Source organism: Streptomyces sp. NPDC006552 (assembly GCF_040611655.1).
Classification (GTDB): domain Bacteria; phylum Actinomycetota; class Actinomycetes; order Streptomycetales; family Streptomycetaceae; genus Streptomyces.
In genome coordinates, this window is record NZ_JBEXOS010000013.1 from 124,760 (window position 1) to 141,163 (window position 16,404).

Sequence of the window (16,404 nt, forward strand, 5' to 3'; positions counted from 1 at the left end):
GGTACAGGGGGCCGTGCAATGGACGCGCCCGGCGGCGCGGTGACTGGCCGTGACTATAAGCGCAGGTCGCAGAGGAGGGAGTGGTGCGGGAGAGGATGTGACGCTCTTGTTATGCCGGGTGGCCTTCGGGTGGGGGAAGTGGGGGCGATTGGGGCGTATGCATGGCGCAGTCGCGTGTTCGCAATGTGAGAACGCGCAGTTCCGCTACGGGAGTTGAGATGATCTTGGTCGGGGTTCGGGGGTGAGATCGCGCCGCGCAAGGGGGTTGTGTTCGAAGGTATGGGGGGTGTAATGCGAGGTGGTGTGTGTGGGTGTGGCCGCGTAACGATTGTGGTAACTGTGTGTTACGGCCGCGTGAGTTCGGCCGGCTGGGTGGAGCGCACTGTCACGGCACGCCGCCCCGGACCCCGCTCCTCAAGCGCCGGAGGGGCTGGATTTCCGCTCGTGCCCGGCAGCGCAACGGCCCCGCCCCCCCGGAAGGGAGGTGCGGGGCCGGAGGTGAGGCGGGGTCAGGCTGTGGGGGCGTTCTTGAGGAGGCAGGTCAGGCGGGCGGTGCAGACCCGCTTGTCCTGGTCGTCGGTGATGACGATCTCGTACGTCGCCGTGGAGCGCCCGCGGTGCACGGGCGTGGCGACGCCGGTGACGAGGCCGGAGCGGGCGCCGCGGTGGTGCGTGCAGTTCAGGTCGACGCCGACGGCGATCTTGCCGGGGCCGCCGTGGAGCATGGAGCCGACCGAGCCGAGGGTCTCGGCGAGGACGGCGGAGGCGCCGCCGTGCAGCAGCCCGTACGGCTGCGTGTTGCCCTCGACCGGCATCGTGCCGACGACGCGGTCCGCGGCGGCCTCCTTGATCTCGACGCCCATCCGGGTGCCGAGGTGCCCCGCCGAGAAGAGGGCGGGCAGGTCGACGCCGAGCGTCGCGTACTCGTCGATGACCTCTTGCGGGAACTTCACGTGGTTCTGCTCACCCATGGGGCTCGGCTCCGTCCGTCGTACCTGCTGACACACGTACTGCTCGACGACTGAGCGAACGCTCAGTCGGTGCTCGATTGTTCCAGGCGGACGACGACGGACTTGCTCGCGGGGGTGTTGCTGGTGTCGGCGGTGGCGTCCAGCGGCACCAGCACGTTCGTCTCCGGGTAGTACGCGGCCGCGCAGCCGCGGGCCGTGGGGTAGTGCACGACGCGGAAGCCGGGGGCGCGCCGCTCGATGCCGTCGCGCCACTCGCTGACCAGGTCGACGTAGGAGCCCTCGGCGAGGTCGAGTTCCTTGGCGTCCTCGGCGTTGACGAGGACCACCCGGCGGCCGTTCCTGATGCCCCGGTAGCGGTCGTCGAGGCCGTAGATGGTGGTGTTGTACTGGTCGTGCGAGCGCAGGGTCTGCAGGAGGAGACGGCCCGCGGGCAGGCGCGGGTACTCGACGGGCGCGGCCGTGAAGTTGGCCTTGCCGGTGGCGGTGGGGAAGCGGCGCTCGTCGCGCGGGGCGTGCGGCAGGGCGAAGCCGTCGGGGTGGGCCACGCGCGCGTTGAAGTCCTCGAAGCCGGGGACGACGCGGGCGATGCGGTCGCGGATCGCCGCGTAGTCCTTCTCGAACTCCTCCCAGGGAGTGGGGGATTCGGCGCCCAGGACGCGGCGGGCGAGGCGGGCGACGATGGCGGGCTCGGAGAGCAGGTGGCGGCTCGCCGGTTCCAGGCGGCCGCGCGAGGCGTGCACCATGCCCATGGAGTCCTCGACCGTGACGAACTGCTCGCCACTGCCCTGGACGTCGCGCTCGGTGCGGCCGAGGGTGGGCAGGATGAGGGCGCGGGCGCCGGTGACGGTGTGCGAGCGGTTCAGCTTCGTGGAGACGTGGACGGTCAGTGCGGCGCGGCGCATCGCGGCCTCGGTGACGTCGGTGTCGGGGGAGGCGGCCACGAAGTTGCCGCCCATGGCGAAGAAGACCTTCGCCGCGCCGTCGCGCAGGGCGCGGATGGCACGGACGACGTCGAAGCCGTGCGCGCGCGGCGGCGCGAAGCCGAACTCCTTCTCCAGGGCGTCCAGGAAGGCGGGCGCGGGGCGTTCGAAGATGCCCATGGTGCGGTCGCCCTGCACGTTGCTGTGGCCGCGCACCGGGCAGACGCCGGCGCCGGGGCGGCCGATGTTGCCGCGCAGCAGCAGGAAGTTGACGACTTCGCGGATGGTCGGCACGGAGTGCTTGTGCTGGGTGAGGCCCATCGCCCAGCAGACGACGGTACGGCGGGAGGCGAGGACCAGCTCCAGGGTGCGCTCGATGTCGGCGCGGGAGAGGCCGGTGGCCTTGAGGGTCTCGTCCCAGTCGGCGGCGCGGGCGGCCGCGGCGAACTCCTCGTAGCCGTGCGTGTGTTCGGCGATGAAGGCGTCGTCGGTGGCGCCCTGCGTCTCCAGGATCAACTTGTTCAGGAGGCGGAAGAGGGCCTGGTCGCCGCCGAGGCGGATCTGCAGGAACAGGTCGGTGAGGGAGGCGCCCTTGGTGAGGCCCTTGGGGGTCTGCGGGTTCTTGAACTTCTCCAGGCCCGCCTCGGGGAGCGGGTTCACGGAGATGATCCGCGCGCCGCCCGCCTTCGCCTTCTCCAGGGCGGAGAGCATGCGCGGGTGGTTCGTGCCCGGGTTCTGCCCGGCGACGATGATCAGGTCCGCCTTGTAAAGGTCCTCCAGGAGGACGCTGCCCTTGCCGATGCCGATGGTCTCCGTGAGCGCGGAGCCGGACGACTCGTGGCACATGTTCGAGCAGTCGGGCAGGTTGTTCGTGCCGAACTCGCGGGCGAACAGCTGGTAGAGGAACGCCGCCTCGTTACTGGTGCGGCCCGAGGTGTAGAAGACCGCCTCGTCCGGGGAGGCGAGCGCGGCCAGCTCCTCGCCGACGATGTCGAAGGCCCGCTCCCACGTCACCGGCTCGTAGCGGTCCGCGCCCTCGGCCAGATACATGGGGTGGGTGAGGCGGCCCTGCTGGCCCAGCCAGTACCCGGAGCGCGTCGCGAGGTCCGCGACCGGGTGCGCGGCGAAGAACTCGGGGGTCACCCGGCGCAGGGTGGCCTCCTCGGCGACCGCCTTCGCGCCGTTCTCGCAGAACTCCGCCGCGTGCCGGTGCTCCGGCTCGGGCCAGGCGCAGCCGGGGCAGTCGAAGCCCTCTTTCTGGTTGACGCGCAGCAGGGTCAGGGCGGTGCGCTTCACGCCCATCTGCTCGCGGGCGATCTTCAGGGAGTGCCGGACGGCCGGCAGGCCCGCCGCGTGGTGCTGCGGCGCGAGGACCCGCGGTGCGTCCTGAACCGGGTCGGACGCGGGTGGCTTGCTGGCCATGGCTGGCTCCCCTTCGAGCTGGTCCTGCGCGCGTGCTGTGGTGCGGCGGCGCGGGGGCCGGACGCCGCCGCTCCGCTGTGTGAGGTACGTCTCCGATCCTCGCACGTACGACTGACAGGCCCCCCGCCCGGTCCGGGGTGGGCCGGGCTGTCGGTGGGGCGTGGCAGGATCGGGGACGTGGCAGAGAAAGCAGCAAAGACGGCGAAGACAACCGCGACGAAGGCGACGGGCAGTGGTGCGGGCGGGCGCCCCCGGCTGATGCTCATGGACGGGCACTCGCTGGCGTACCGGGCGTTCTTCGCGCTGCCCGCGGAGAACTTCACGACGGCGACGGGCCAGCCGACGAACGCGATCTACGGATTCGCCTCGATGCTGGCGAACACGCTGCGCGACGAGGCGCCCACGCACTTCGCGGTGGCGTTCGACGTCTCCCGCAAGACGTGGCGTTCCGAGGAGTTCACCGAGTACAAGGCGAACCGGTCGAAGACCCCGGACGAGTTCAAGGGGCAGGTCGAGCTGATCGGTGAGCTGCTCGACGCGATGCACACCCCGCGCTTCGCCGTCGACGGTTTCGAGGCCGACGACGTCATCGCCACGCTCGCCACCCAGGCCGAGGCCGAGGGTTTCGACGTCCTCATCGTCACCGGCGACCGGGACTCCTTCCAGCTCGTCTCGGACCATGTGACGGTGCTGTACCCGACCAAGGGCGTCTCCGAGCTGACCCGCTTCACCCCGGAGAAGGTCTTCGAGAAGTACGGGCTCACCCCCGCCCAGTACCCGGACTTCGCGGCGCTGCGCGGCGACCCGTCGGACAACCTGCCGGGCATCCCGGGTGTCGGTGAGAAGACCGCCGCGAAGTGGATCAACCAGTTCGGTTCCTTCGCCGACCTGGTCGAGCGCGCCGAGGAGGTCAAGGGCAAGGCGGGGGCGAATCTGCGCGAGCACCTGGAAGCCGTCAAGCTCAACCGCCGGCTCACCGAGATGGTGCGCGACGTCGAGCTGCCCAAGGGCGTCGGTGACCTGGAGCGCACGGCGTACGACCGTACGGCGATCGCGATGATCCTGGACACCCTGGAGATCCGTAACCCCTCGCTGCGCGAGCGCCTGTTCGCGGTCGACCCGGGCGCCGCCGAGGCTGAGGAGACACCGGCCGAGCCCGGTGTGGACGTCGACGGGACGGTCCTCACCACCGGCGAGGTCGCGCCGTGGCTGGCCGAGCACGGCACCGCCGTCCTCGGTCTGGCCTCGGTCGACACCTGGTCGCTGGGGACCGGCTCGGTCACCGAGGTCGCGCTCGCCGCCGCCGACGGGCAGGCCGCCTGGTTCGACCCCTCGCTGCTCGACGAGAGCGACGAGCGGGCCTTCTCCGCCTGGCTCGCCGACGCGGCGAAGCCGAAGGTGCTGCACAACGCCAAGGGTGTGATGCGGGTCTTCGCCGAGCACGGCTGGCGCGTGGACGGCGTCACCATGGACACCGCGCTCGCCGCGTACCTGGTCAAGCCGGGCCGGCGCTCCTTCGCCCTGGACGCGCTCTCCCTGGAGTACCTGGGCCGCGAGCTGGCCCCGGCCGCCGCCGCCGACGGGCAGCTCGCCTTCGGCAGCGAGGAGGACGAGCAGGCCGAGGCCGACGCGCTCATGGTGCAGGCCCGCGCCATCCTCGACCTGGGCGAGGCGTTCGGCGCGCGCCTGAAGGAGGTCGGCGCGGCCGAGCTGCTCACCGACATCGAACTGCCCACCTCCGCGCTCCTCGCCCGCCTGGAGCGGTACGGCATCGCCGCCGACCGCCCCCATCTGCAGGAGATGGAGCAGATGTTCGCGGGCGCCGTGCAGCAGGCGGTGCGGGAGGCGCACGCCTCCGTCGGCCACGAGTTCAACCTCGGCTCGCCCAAGCAGCTCCAGGAGGTCTTCTTCGGCGAGCTGGACCTGCCGAAGACGAAGAAGACCAAGACCGGGTACACGACGGACGCGGACGCGCTCGCCTGGCTCGCCGCGCAGACCGACCACGAACTGCCCGTGATCATGCTGCGCCACCGCGAGCAGGCCAAGCTGCGCGTCACCGTCGAGGGCCTGATCAAGACGATCGCGGCGGACGGCCGCATCCACACCACGTTCAACCAGACGGTCGCCGCGACCGGCCGGCTCTCCTCGACCGACCCGAACCTGCAGAACATCCCGGTCCGCACCGACGAGGGGCGGGCGATCCGGCGCGGCTTCGTCGTCGGCGAGGGCTTCGAGTCGCTGATGACGGCGGACTACAGCCAGATCGAACTGCGCGTGATGGCCCACCTGTCGGAGGACGAGGGCCTCCTTGAGGCGTTCAACTCCGGCGAGGACCTGCACACCACGGTCGCCTCCCAGGTGTTCGGCGTCCCCCGGGACGCGGTCGACGCGGAGATGCGGCGCAAGATCAAGGCGATGTCGTACGGGCTGGCGTACGGCTTGTCGGCGTTCGGCCTGTCCGGGCAGCTCAACATCGAGCCGGGGGAGGCGCGGGTCCTGATGGACACGTACTTCGAGCGGTTCGGGGGCGTCCGGGACTATCTGCGCCGGGCGGTCGACGAGGCGCGGGCCACCGGGTACACGGAGACCATGCTGGGGCGCCGCCGGTACCTGCCCGACCTGAACTCGGACAACCGGCAGCGGCGTGAGATGGCCGAGCGCATGGCGTTGAACGCGCCGATCCAGGGCACGGCGGCGGACATCGTGAAGATCGCGATGCTCAATGTCGACCGGGCGCTCACCGAGGCGGGGCTCAGCTCCCGGATGCTGCTCCAGGTCCACGACGAGATCGTGCTGGAGATCGCGCCGGGGGAGGCGGCGGTGGCGGAGGAGCTGGTGCGGCGGGAGATGGCCGGAGCGGTTGCCCTCCGGGCGCCGCTGGATGTCTCTGTGGGGTTGGGGCGGGACTGGGAGTCGGCAGCGCATTAGCCTCCGGATCGGGGCGGGTTCATTGGCGGGGGCTTGGCCTGGCTGGGTCGGGTTGTGCGGGGGGTGTGACTCCGGGAGCTCTGTCGGGTGCGGGTGTGTGGGGGCTGGTCGCGCAGTTCCCCGCGCCCCTTTGGGCGCCGGCTTCGCCGTGCCTGTTGGGTTGTTTGTCGGGTGCGGGTCCGGTGGGGGTTGCGCGCGCAGTTCCCCGCGCCCCTGAGGCGTCGGCTTCGCCGTGCCTAGTGGGTTGTTTGTCGGGTGCGGGTCCGGTGGGGGTTGCGCGCGCAGTTCCCCGCGCCCCTGCGGCGCCGGCTTCGCCGTGCCTGTTGGGTCGCAATTGATGCGTCTGGGCCCGGGGCCTCGTAGCCGCTGGAGATTGCGCGCGGAGTGCGCGTCTTCAGGGGCGCGGGGAACTGCGCGACCAGCCCCCACCGGGCCCGCGGCAAGGATCGCCACCGTGGCCCGGGGGATCAGCGCCCGCTCGGACGGCTCGGCTGCGCCACCCGATCCGGCCCCTGTACTCGACCCCGCCCCATCCCCGCGTAATAAACACCCGCATAAAGGACAAGCCCCAGCGCAAATCCCGCCCCCGCCCCGAAGCAGAGCGCCGGAATGACCTCCCAGGGCTTCCACGTGAGCCCCGCCGTGTGCACGGCGTCCAACCAGCGCCCCACCCGAAGCACCACGCACCCGCACACACAGCCCCCGATCAGCACGGCCGCAGCCCACCGCCGCCCCGCCGACGCCGCAACCGGGCCCCGCACAGAACCACCCCGCCCACCCTCCTGACCGCCCGAGACGCGCGCCCGCCACACGAACCCCGCGACCACCACCAGCGCGAGCGCCGAAGTCCCGTACTGCACGTACCAGTAGAGGGGCGAACCGGCCACGTTCTCGTCGAGGACGGGAAAGAGCCGGACGCCCCAGCGGCCGGGGTGCGTGAACGCGTCCCAGACCACGTGCGTCGTCGCCCCGAGCACCGCGGAGACGTACCACCACACCACCGCCCGCCCGCGGCCGCCCCGACCGGCGGAGCCCGGCCGCGGCGCCGCCGCCCGGCCGCGTATCCGCCCCGGCAGCAACCCGAGGACCGGATCGCGCAGCACCCGCACCAGCCCTACCAGCGCGAGCGCGAACAGGACGTCCACGGTGCAGACACCGGCGAAGGAGTGCGTGACGTCACCGAACTCCATCGCCTCCGGCACGGCGCCCGCCGCGAAGTACGTGAGGTCCGGGGCGAAGGACCCGGCGACGAGCAGCGACGGCACGAGCCGGCCGCGCCCGGATCCGTCGCGCCGCATGAACGGCAGCACGGCAGCGGCATGGCTGATGGTGAACGGCACGGAGTCCCCTCGTCGCGCGGGCGGTGAGCATGGCAGCGTACGACGACGCGTACATGAGCAATCGGTTAATAACGGGCGCGAACAGGTGTCTAGGCGGCGGAAGTTGTCGTAGTGTCGGCGGGGTCCGTGCGCTGGGGAGCGCAAGGATACGGAACGCAGCGGGGCAGACCGGCTTTGACGGGCTATACGGGAGGGGTTCGCGGCATGGCGGCGGTATTCGGCAGGAGGCTGCGCAAGAGCGCGATGACGGCAGCGGTCGCCGCCGCGGCGGTGGCGGCCCTCTCCGCGTCACAGGCCCCGGGCGTGACCGCCCCGCGGCCGGACGGCCAGTCCAGCGCGGACCGCGCCGACGACCCGGCGCCCGGCGGGGCGACCGGCCCCGACTACTACACGGACCTGCCGCCGCTGGACAGCCCCACCGCGGGACCCACCCTCGCGCCCGGCACGGGCGCCGCGGAGGCCGGGTCCGGCATCCCCGCCACCCTCCTGGACGCGTACAAGAAGGCCGAGGCCGAGCTGGCGGTCAGCAAGCCCGGCTGCAATCTGCCGTGGCAGCTGCTCGCCGCGATCGGCAAGGTCGAGTCGGGCCAGGCCCGCGGCGGCGACGTGGACGCGAACGGTACGACGATCAAGCCGATCCTCGGCCCGGCGCTGAACGGCCAGGGCTTCGCCCTGATCAAGGACACCGACGGCGGCACCTACGACGGCGACACCGAGCACGACCGCGCGGTCGGCCCGATGCAGTTCATCCCCTCCACGTGGGAGTGGGCGGGCCGGGACGGCAACGGGGACGGCAAGAAGGACCCGAACAACGTCTACGACGCGGCCCTCGCCGCCGGCCACTACCTGTGCCGCGCCGGCTGGGACCTGTCGAACGCGGACGATCTGAACACGGCGATCCTCAGCTACAACAACTCCTCGGACTACGTCGCCCTCGTCCTGAGGTGGATGGAGTTCTACCGCAAGGGCGTGCACGAGGTGCCCAACGGCACCGGTGTCCTGCCGACCAGCCCGACCAGTCCGGTCGGCGGCAACGGCACGGGCCTCCCCACCCCGAGCCCGCACCCGACGCTCCCCGGTACGCCCAGTACGCCCAGTACGCCCAGTACGCCCGGTACGCCGAGCACGCCCGGCACGCCCAGCCCGTCCCCGCACCCTGGTGGCAACGGCGGCACCGACCCGTCCGATCCGCCCACCCCGCCCACCCCGCCCACCCCGGTCCCCGCCGAGACCGTCACCAAGCTGGCGGACGCGGGCACCGGGAAGCTGACCGCGATGGCGGGCGACGCCTTCGCCGAGCGCGTCGCGGTGCGCCCGCAGAACGCCAAGGGCAAGGGCGTGGCCAAGGTGCGGGTGCGGTTCGCGATCGTGGGCGGGACGGACGCCAGGTTCACCGGCGGCGCCACGACCGCCGTCGCCACGACCGACAGCACGGGCGTGGCCACCGCGCCCGTGCTCACCGCGGGCGAGAAGACCGGCGACTTCACGGTCCGCGCCACCGTCGTCGGCCGTTCGCTGCCCGCCCTCGACCACACGGCGCATGTCACCGCGCGGGCCGCCGACGCGCTGGCCCGCACCAGCGACAAGGAACTCAGCTGTGTCGCCGGCCAGGAGTTCGCGGACGCCGTCGAGGTGAAGGCGACGTACAAGGGGGCCGTCGCCGACGGTGTCGCCGCGACCGCGACCCTCGTCAAGGCGGCCGACGACCCGGCCGAGGCGGACAAGGGCCCCTACTTCAAGGATGCGGACGGCAAGCAGGTCCGTACCCTCAAGGACCTCAAGACCGGCGCGGACGGCGTGCTGAAGCTGCCGAAGCTGTACGCGGACGGCACGGCCGGCACGTTCCTGCTGCGGATCCAGGCGGCGGGCGGCGCGACGCTCACCGTCGAACTGGAGGTGACGGCGGCCCCGTCCGGCGGCGCCTCCGACGCGCCCGCGGCGTCCCCGAGCCCCTCCGCCTGACCCGCGCGCACGACCCGAGCCCTCCCGCCCCTCCGGGGCCGGAGGGCTCCGTCGTGCGTGCGAGCTGTTCTCATCTGCGCCCGGCATTGCTACGGTGCACCGACCCCGAGGCCTGACGCCTCATCAGATCCCGTGTGCCGCACGGGTGCAGGGAGGTCGGACATGCGCGCCCTCGTCGCCGCGGCGGTCGGACTCGCCTGCGCCCTCGCCCTCGTCCTCACCGTCACGGCGATCGGCGCCCCACCGGGCGAGACGTCCCCGAGACCGCTGCTGACCACCCTCCCCGCACATCCCTGAGACCTGTCGTCGAGGAGGGCCGCCGAGATGCGCCGCAAGGCCAGCCTGATCCTGCTCGCCCTCGCCGTGTGCTGCGCGGCGCTCTCCCCGCTGCTGCGCTGGTACGCCTTCCCGCGCCTGGCGAAGGTCCCGCCGGGCCAGTACCAGACGATGGTCCTGGAGGCGAAGGACGCGACCCTCATCGACTACGGCACGATGCGGGCCAGGAAGGTCCCGCGGCTCACCGTAGTACAGACGCTGAAGGGGAACGTCGAGGCGTCGGAGCAGATCGAGAAGAGCGCCGGACGCGACGTCGTCGTCTGGGACGGCCTCAGCTACATCGTGGGCCCCGACGGGAAGTTCGTCTCGCAGATCCCCGAGCGCTACATCTTCGACGCGCACAGCCAGGAACCCGTCCACGCCACCGGGGAGTCCGTCGACGGCGACCGGGTCTCCCGCGAGGGCATCGAGTTCAAATGGCCGTTCCTCACCGAGAAGCGGGACTACGAGTACTTCGACGCGCGCGCCCGCACCACACGGCCCATCCACTACCGGGGCACCGAGACCTTCCGCGGCCTGCGGGTCTACCGCTTCGAGCAGACCGTCCCGTGGACGCGGGTCCCCTTCCCCAAGAAGCTCCCGGTCGCGGGCATCACCTCGGCGTCCCTCGCCGAGACCGGGACGCGGATGTGGTACACGACCGTCCGCACGTTCCTGGTCGACCCGACGACCGGCGCCCCCGTCTACGGCGAGGAGAAGCACAAGGAGGAGATGCGCGGCGGCACCCTGCTCGGCGGCAAGGAGAAGGTCACCGCGTTCGCCGGCGACGTGCGGATGCGTGCGGACTTCATCGCGTCCACCGTCGACCAGGTCACCTCTCAGCGCATCCTCGTCCTGCTGCTCACCTCCTACCTGCCCTGGGGCCTGCTCGTCCTCGGGGCGCTGCTGCTCGCGCTCGCCCTGTGGCTGGAGGCCCGCGCCCGGCGGCCCGCGGAGCCGGCGCGCGGCGAGGCGGCCGAACCGCGGCCGGTCACCGCCTGAGCCGCGCGTTCGTGAACCGGGTCGGCTCCGCCGCGGCCGGGTCCTGCGGCCACGGATGCTTCGGATAACGCCCGCGCAGCTCCGCCCGCACCGCCAGATACCCCTCCCGCCAGAACGACGCGAGGTCCGCGGTGACGGCGGCGGGCCGCCCGGCGGGGGAGAGCAGGTGCACCAGCACCGGCACCCCGGCCACCCGGGGTGTCGCGTCGAGCCCGAACATCTCCTGGAGCTTCACCGCGAGCACCGGCTGCGCGGGATCGGCGTAGTCGACGCGGATCCGCGAGCCGCTGGGCACCTCGATGCGCTCCGGCGCCAGTTCGTCGAAGCGTGCCGCGACCCCGCCCGCCCACGGCAGCAGCCGTCTCAGGGCCTGCCCGGCATCGATCCGCGCCAGGTCCGCCCGGCGCCGGGCCCGGCTCAGTTCGGGCTCCAGCCAGTCGTCCACGCGCGCGTGCAGCCCGTCGTCGCTCACATCGGGCCACGGCTCCCCGACGTGGCGGTGGACGAAGGCCAGCCGCTGCCGCAGCGCCTCGGCGTCCCGGTCCCACCGCAGCAGGCCGAGCCCCTCGCGCCGCAGCCCCTCCAGGAGCGCCGCGCGGACGAGGGCGGGCGCGGCCTTCTTCAGCGGGCGCACCGCCAGTTCTACGGCGCCGAGCCGGGTCACGTTCCGGGCCACCAACGCGCCGTCGGCCCACGCCACTTCGTCTCCCTCGGAGTACAGCGAGGCGGCCGCCCGGCGCGCGATCTCCTCGTCGACGACCGCGCCGAGCCGCACGCGCGCGTGCCCGGCCCCCACCGGCCGGTCCGCCACGGCGACGGCCACCCAGTCGGCGTGCCGCAGCGCGGACGCCTCCCCGATCTCCGCCCGCGTCCCGGACACCATCAGATACGACCCGCCGGAGCGGCGGGCCAGGCGCTCGGGAAAGGCGAGGGCGGCGACGAGCCCGGTCACCCGGTCGTCACCGGCCGCGCCGTGCTCCGCGCCCCGGTCCGCGGACGCGGACCTCTCGACCAGGCCCGACAGGCGCCGGACCTCCTGGCGCCACCGGGCGCCGTAGGCGTCGCCCCCGCGCCGCGCCGCCCGCAGCGCCCCGGCCAGATCGTCCCCGTACTCGCGCGGCGGCTCCTCGCTGAGCAGGGCGACCGCCTCCGCCGCGCGCCGGGCGCCCACCGCGGGCGCCGCGTCGAGCAGCGCCCGGCCGAGCCGGGGATGCAGCCCGAGCCGGGCCAGCCGGGCGCCCCGCTCCGTGGCCCGTCCCGACCCGGGCTCCACCGCGCCGACCGCCGTCAGGACCTCGCGAGCGGCCGCCATCGCACCCCCGGGCGGCGGGTCGAGCAGCGCGAGGCCCGCGGCCCGCGGATCACCCCAGCAGGCCGCTTGCAGCGCGAACGCGGTCAGGTCCGCCACCTTGATCTCCGGCGCGGGGAACCGCGGCAGCCGCCCGTCCTCCGCCTCGTCCCAGCACCGGTACACCACCCCGGGCGCCTGCCGTCCGGCGCGACCCGCGCGCTGCGCCCCGGCCGCGCGCGAGGCCCGTACCGTCGTCAGCGCGCTGAGCCCGCGCGCGTGGTCCACCCGCGGCTCCCGGGCGAGCCCCGCGTCCACCACGATCCGCACCCCGGGCACCGTCAGCGACGACTCCGCGACCGCCGTGGCCAGCACCACCCGCCGCCGCGCCCCTGCCGTGAGCACCGCGTCCTGCACGGCGGCGGGCGCGCGCCCGTGGACCTGGAGCACGTCGACGTCGCCGAGGCCGCCCAACTGGCCGGCGACGCGGGCGATCTCGCCCACGCCCGGCAGGAAGCAGAGCACGTCGCCGGGGTGCTCCGCGAGCGCCCGGCGCACGGTGGCCGCCACGTGCGCCAGCAGCGCCGGGTCCACCCGCATGCCGTGCGGCGGCCGCACCGGACGCGCGGGCGGCGCCCAGACGACGTCGACGGGGTACGAGACGCCCGCGGCCTCGACGACCGGCGCGCCCCCGAGCAGCCCCGCCCACCCCTGCGCGTCCGTCGTCGCCGACGCCGCCACCACCCGCAGCTCGGGCCGGAGCGCCTCGCGTACGTCGCACAGGAACGCCGCGACGGTGTCCGCGTCCAGATGCCGCTCGTGCACCTCGTCGAGGATGACGGCGTCGATGCCGGTCAGCTCCTGATCGCGCTGGAGGCGTTGCAGCAGGACGCCCGTGGTGACGACCTCGACGCGGGTGTGCGGCCCGACGACCCGCTCGCCGCGCACCGTGTAACCGACCCGCTCCCCGGCCCGCTCGCCGAGCAGCCACGCCATCCGCCGTGCGGCCGCCCGCGCCGCGATCCGGCGCGGCTCGGCGACGACGACCCGGCGCTCGGGGGAGCCGTCCGCCAGGAGCCCGGCGAGCACCAGCGGCACGAGCGTCGTCTTGCCGGTCCCCGGCGGGGCGACGAGCACCGCCGCCCCGTCCGCGTCGAGCGCGTCGCGCAGCGCGGGCAGGGCGGTCCGTACGGGCAGCTGGTCGAGGAGGTCGGCGCGGATCATCCGCTCAGTCTCCAGTACCTCCGGCGGGCGCGGCGTCCCGCTCGCAGACGTAGATCGTCGTACCGGGGATGAGGTTGCCGCGCAGCGGGGACCAGCCGCCCCACTCCTGCGTGTTCCAGGCGGGCCACTCCGGCTCCACGATGTCCCGCAGGCGGAAGCCGCCCGCGACGACGGCGCGGACCCAGTCGCCGACCGTGCGGTGGTGCTCCACGTAGACGGCGCGCCCTTCCTCGTCCTGCTCCACATAAGGGGTGCGGTCGAAGTAGGAGGAGGCGACGGTCAGCCCCTCGGGGCCGGGCTCGTCGGGGAACGCCCAGCGGATCGGGTGCGTCACCGAGAAGACGAACCGGCCGCCGGGCCGCAGCACCCGGTGTACGTCGCGCAGCACGCGTACGGGGTCGGCGACGAAGGGCAGCGCCCCGTAGGCGGAGCAGGCCAGGTCGAAGGAGGCGTCCTGGAAGGGGAGCGCCCCGGCGTCCGCCTCGACCAGCGGCACCTTCCCGCCGTCGATGCGCATCGCGTGCTGGAGCTGGCGGTGGGAGAGGTCCAGGGCGACGGGCCGCGCGCCCTGGGCGGCCAGCCAGCGCGCGCACTGGGCCGCGCCCGCGCCGATCTCCAGGACGTCCTTGCCGGCCAGCTCCTCGGCGGGACCGAGCAGTTCGGCCTCCACCTCGTCCAGGCCCTCGGGGCCCCAGACGAACCGGTCGTCCCCGAGGAACGTGCCGTGCTCGACCTGATAGTCGTCCGCGTTCCGGTCCCACCAGCCGCGGTTGGCCCGCGCACTCTCCGTGGTCCCCGCGTCGCGCCGGGTCGCCGTCGACTCGTCGTCCACCGACGAGGGCGACGGGTGCGCCGGTGCGTGCGCTTCCATTGGTCCGGGCTCTTGGATGATCGGCTCCCTCGTCGTACTCTTCCGTCCAACCCCGTGACAAGAGGGCGTCTACGGCGGGCTCTGCGGCCCGCGTAGCCTCGTGCGACAGGTTTTGTGCCGGGTATGCGGTGTTCGCCCCGGGTGTGCGCCTTCGCGACATTGACCCTGCCCGGCGGCCCCCGTATGCTACAAGTTGCGCTGCGGGCCTGCGCACCTCAGACATAGCAGGCTGTGCTCGCATCTGTTGCATGTCCCCTCGGTTGTCGAGGCGCCACCAGGGTCGTGGGAACGCGACCAGGGATCCGGCGCTTCCTAGGCTGTCCGGCTTCTTCGGTGCGAAACAGGCTCTCGGCGTAGCAGTACCCCCCGACTTTCAATGTCCGCCGGAGCCCTTTCCCACATGACGAGCAGCACCGAGACCACCGCCACCACCCCGCAGGTTGCGGTCAACGACATCGGTAACGAGGAAGCTTTCCTCGCCGCCATCGACGAGACGATCAAGTACTTCAACGATGGCGACATCGTCGACGGCGTCATCGTCAAGGTTGACCGGGACGAGGTCCTCCTCGACATCGGTTACAAGACCGAAGGTGTCATCCCGAGCCGCGAGCTCTCGATCAAGCACGACGTCGACCCGAACGAGGTCGTCAAGGTCGGCGACGAGATCGAGGCCCTTGTTCTCCAGAAGGAGGACAAGGAAGGCCGCCTGATCCTCTCGAAGAAGCGCGCGCAGTACGAGCGTGCGTGGGGCACCATCGAGAAGATCAAGGAAGAGGACGGCATCGTCACCGGTACCGTCATCGAGGTCGTCAAGGGTGGTCTCATCCTCGACATCGGCCTCCGTGGCTTCCTGCCGGCCTCCCTTGTCGAGATGCGCCGCGTCCGCGACCTCCAGCCCTACGTGGGCAAGGAGCTCGAGGCGAAGATCATCGAGCTGGACAAGAACCGCAACAACGTGGTCCTGTCCCGCCGTGCCTGGCTCGAGCAGACCCAGTCCGAGGTCCGCCAGACGTTCCTCACGACCCTCCAGAAGGGTCAGGTCCGCTCCGGCGTCGTGTCCTCCATCGTCAACTTCGGTGCCTTCGTGGACCTGGGTGGCGTCGACGGTCTGGTGCACGTCTCCGAGCTGTCCTGGAAGCACATCGACCACCCGTCCGAGGTTGTCGAGGTCGGCCAGGAAGTCACCGTCGAGGTCCTCGACGTGGACATGGACCGCGAGCGTGTCTCCCTGTCGCTGAAGGCGACGCAGGAAGACCCGTGGCAGCAGTTCGCCCGCACCCACCAGATCGGCCAGGTCGTGCCCGGCAAGGTCACGAAGCTGGTTCCGTTCGGTGCGTTCGTCCGCGTGGACGAGGGCATCGAGGGTCTGGTGCACATCTCCGAGCTGGCCGAGCGCCACGTGGAGATCCCGGAGCAGGTCGTCCAGGTCAACGACGAGATCTTCGTCAAGGTCATCGACATCGACCTCGAGCGTCGTCGCATCAGCCTCTCGCTGAAGCAGGCCAACGAGGCCTTCGGCGCCGACCCGTCGGCCGTCGAGTTCGACCCGACCCTGTACGGCATGGCCGCGTCCTACGACGACCAGGGCAACTACATCTACCCCGAGGGCTTCGACCCCGAGACGAACGACTGGCTCGAGGGCTTCGAGACCCAGCGCGAGGCTTGGGAGGGCCAGTACGCCGAGGCGCAGCAGCGCTTCGAGCAGCACCAGGCCCAGGTCATCAAGAGCCGCGAGGCGGACGCCCAGGCCGAGGCCGAGGGCGCTTCCACCACGAGTGCGGCTCCGGCCGCCTCCGGTGGCAGCGGCGGCGGACAGCCGGTACCGCCTGGTGGACGGGACGCTGGTGACCCAGCCGAAGTACGCGACGTGGCTGGAGGGTTCCGGGTGGGGCGTCGAGAACCATGGCGTCGACCCGGACGTGGAGGTGGTCGCCGCGCCCCAGGACGCCGCCGCGGGGCGTGACCCGCAACTGGACGAGGCGATTCGCCTGGCGCTGGCCGCGCTTGAGGAGAACCCGGCCAAGGTGGCACCCGCGTTGCCGTAACGCTGCCGCTGGGGGCGGGTGGGTAGCCGTTGGCCAGTTCTGTGCAGCCATACCGGGGAACCCGCCGGTTGAATTGCTGACACGCGCTTGAACGAGGCGACCGCGAGCCGACGGTC

At 72.4% G+C, this 16,404-nt stretch carries 9 protein-coding genes and 2 pseudogenes; 6 read left to right on the forward strand and 5 right to left on the reverse strand.

Annotation, left to right across the window (positions count from 1 at the left end; translation table 11 throughout):
• Positions 1-509 precede the first annotated feature (509 nt).
• Complete coding sequence (locus tag ABZY33_RS11085; protein WP_356491243.1) at positions 510-971, reverse strand: hotdog fold thioesterase; 462 nt, start codon at positions 969-971, stop codon at positions 510-512.
• A 62-nt stretch (positions 972-1,033) separates the two neighbouring features.
• Positions 1,034-3,313: an FdhF/YdeP family oxidoreductase gene (locus ABZY33_RS11090; RefSeq protein ID WP_356491244.1), complete on the reverse strand. Its 2,280-nt coding sequence runs from the start codon at positions 3,311-3,313 to the stop codon at positions 1,034-1,036.
• Positions 3,314-3,571: 258 nt separating this feature from the next.
• Between ABZY33_RS11090 and polA the strand changes: the two genes are divergently transcribed.
• Positions 3,572-6,241, forward strand: a complete 2,670-nt coding sequence (gene polA, locus ABZY33_RS11095) for a DNA polymerase I (protein WP_356491257.1) — start codon at positions 3,572-3,574, stop codon at positions 6,239-6,241.
• Between the two features lie 467 nt (positions 6,242-6,708).
• Here polA and ABZY33_RS11100 read toward each other — a convergent pair whose 3' ends face one another.
• Entirely contained in the window at positions 6,709-7,581 is an 873-nt protein-coding gene (locus ABZY33_RS11100; RefSeq protein ID WP_356491245.1) for a DUF4184 family protein, read from the reverse strand.
• Positions 7,582-7,785: 204 nt separating this feature from the next.
• Here ABZY33_RS11100 and ABZY33_RS11105 point away from each other — a divergent pair, with 204 nt between their 5' ends.
• The 3 genes from ABZY33_RS11105 to ABZY33_RS11115 all read left to right on the forward strand — a co-directional run bounded on the left by ABZY33_RS11105 (position 7,786) and on the right by ABZY33_RS11115 (position 10,860).
• On the forward strand, positions 7,786-9,543 hold the full coding sequence (locus ABZY33_RS11105; RefSeq protein WP_356491246.1) for a lytic transglycosylase domain-containing protein: 1,758 nt from the start codon (positions 7,786-7,788) through the stop codon (positions 9,541-9,543).
• Positions 9,544-9,705: 162 nt separating this feature from the next.
• Positions 9,706-9,840, forward strand: a complete 135-nt coding sequence (locus ABZY33_RS11110; protein ID WP_356491247.1) for an SPW_0924 family protein — start codon at positions 9,706-9,708, stop codon at positions 9,838-9,840.
• Positions 9,841-9,867: 27 nt separating this feature from the next.
• Positions 9,868-10,860: a DUF3068 domain-containing protein gene (locus ABZY33_RS11115; protein ID WP_356491248.1), complete on the forward strand. Its 993-nt coding sequence runs from the start codon at positions 9,868-9,870 to the stop codon at positions 10,858-10,860.
• On the opposite strand, the gene hrpB is transcribed toward ABZY33_RS11115, so the two are convergent.
• Positions 10,850-13,372 carry an ATP-dependent helicase HrpB gene (hrpB, locus tag ABZY33_RS11120; protein ID WP_356491249.1) on the reverse strand — a complete coding sequence of 841 codons (2,523 nt, stop codon included), beginning with the start codon at positions 13,370-13,372 and terminating at the stop codon, positions 10,850-10,852. The genes ABZY33_RS11115 and hrpB overlap by 11 nt on opposite strands.
• A gap of 4 nt (positions 13,373-13,376) precedes the next feature.
• On the reverse strand, positions 13,377-14,243 hold the full coding sequence (locus tag ABZY33_RS11125; protein WP_356491250.1) for a class I SAM-dependent methyltransferase: 867 nt from the start codon (positions 14,241-14,243) through the stop codon (positions 13,377-13,379).
• A 400-nt stretch (positions 14,244-14,643) separates the two neighbouring features.
• Here ABZY33_RS11125 and rpsA point away from each other — a divergent pair.
• Positions 14,644-16,056 (forward strand): annotated as a pseudogene (rpsA, locus tag ABZY33_RS11130) (30S ribosomal protein S1); the annotation flags it as partial.
• A pseudogene (locus ABZY33_RS11135) lies at positions 16,055-16,288 on the forward strand (hypothetical protein); the annotation flags it as partial. The pseudogenes rpsA and ABZY33_RS11135, both read left to right, overlap by 2 nt.
• Positions 16,289-16,404 lie beyond the last annotated feature (116 nt).

Coding starts and splice junctions, on each gene's coding strand:
- ABZY33_RS11125 (WP_356491250.1), bottom strand. CDS start 14,243: ATGGAAGCGCACGCACCGGCGCACCCGTCGCCCTCGTCGGTGGACGAC.
- hrpB (WP_356491249.1), bottom strand. CDS start 13,372: ATGATCCGCGCCGACCTCCTCGACCAGCTGCCCGTACGGACCGCCCTG.
- ABZY33_RS11110 (WP_356491247.1), top strand. CDS start 9,706: ATGCGCGCCCTCGTCGCCGCGGCGGTCGGACTCGCCTGCGCCCTCGCC.
- ABZY33_RS11115 (WP_356491248.1), top strand. CDS start 9,868: ATGCGCCGCAAGGCCAGCCTGATCCTGCTCGCCCTCGCCGTGTGCTGC.
- ABZY33_RS11105 (WP_356491246.1), top strand. CDS start 7,786: ATGGCGGCGGTATTCGGCAGGAGGCTGCGCAAGAGCGCGATGACGGCA.
- ABZY33_RS11090 (WP_356491244.1), bottom strand. CDS start 3,313: ATGGCCAGCAAGCCACCCGCGTCCGACCCGGTTCAGGACGCACCGCGG.
- polA (WP_356491257.1), top strand. CDS start 3,572: ATGCTCATGGACGGGCACTCGCTGGCGTACCGGGCGTTCTTCGCGCTG.
- ABZY33_RS11085 (WP_356491243.1), bottom strand. CDS start 971: ATGGGTGAGCAGAACCACGTGAAGTTCCCGCAAGAGGTCATCGACGAG.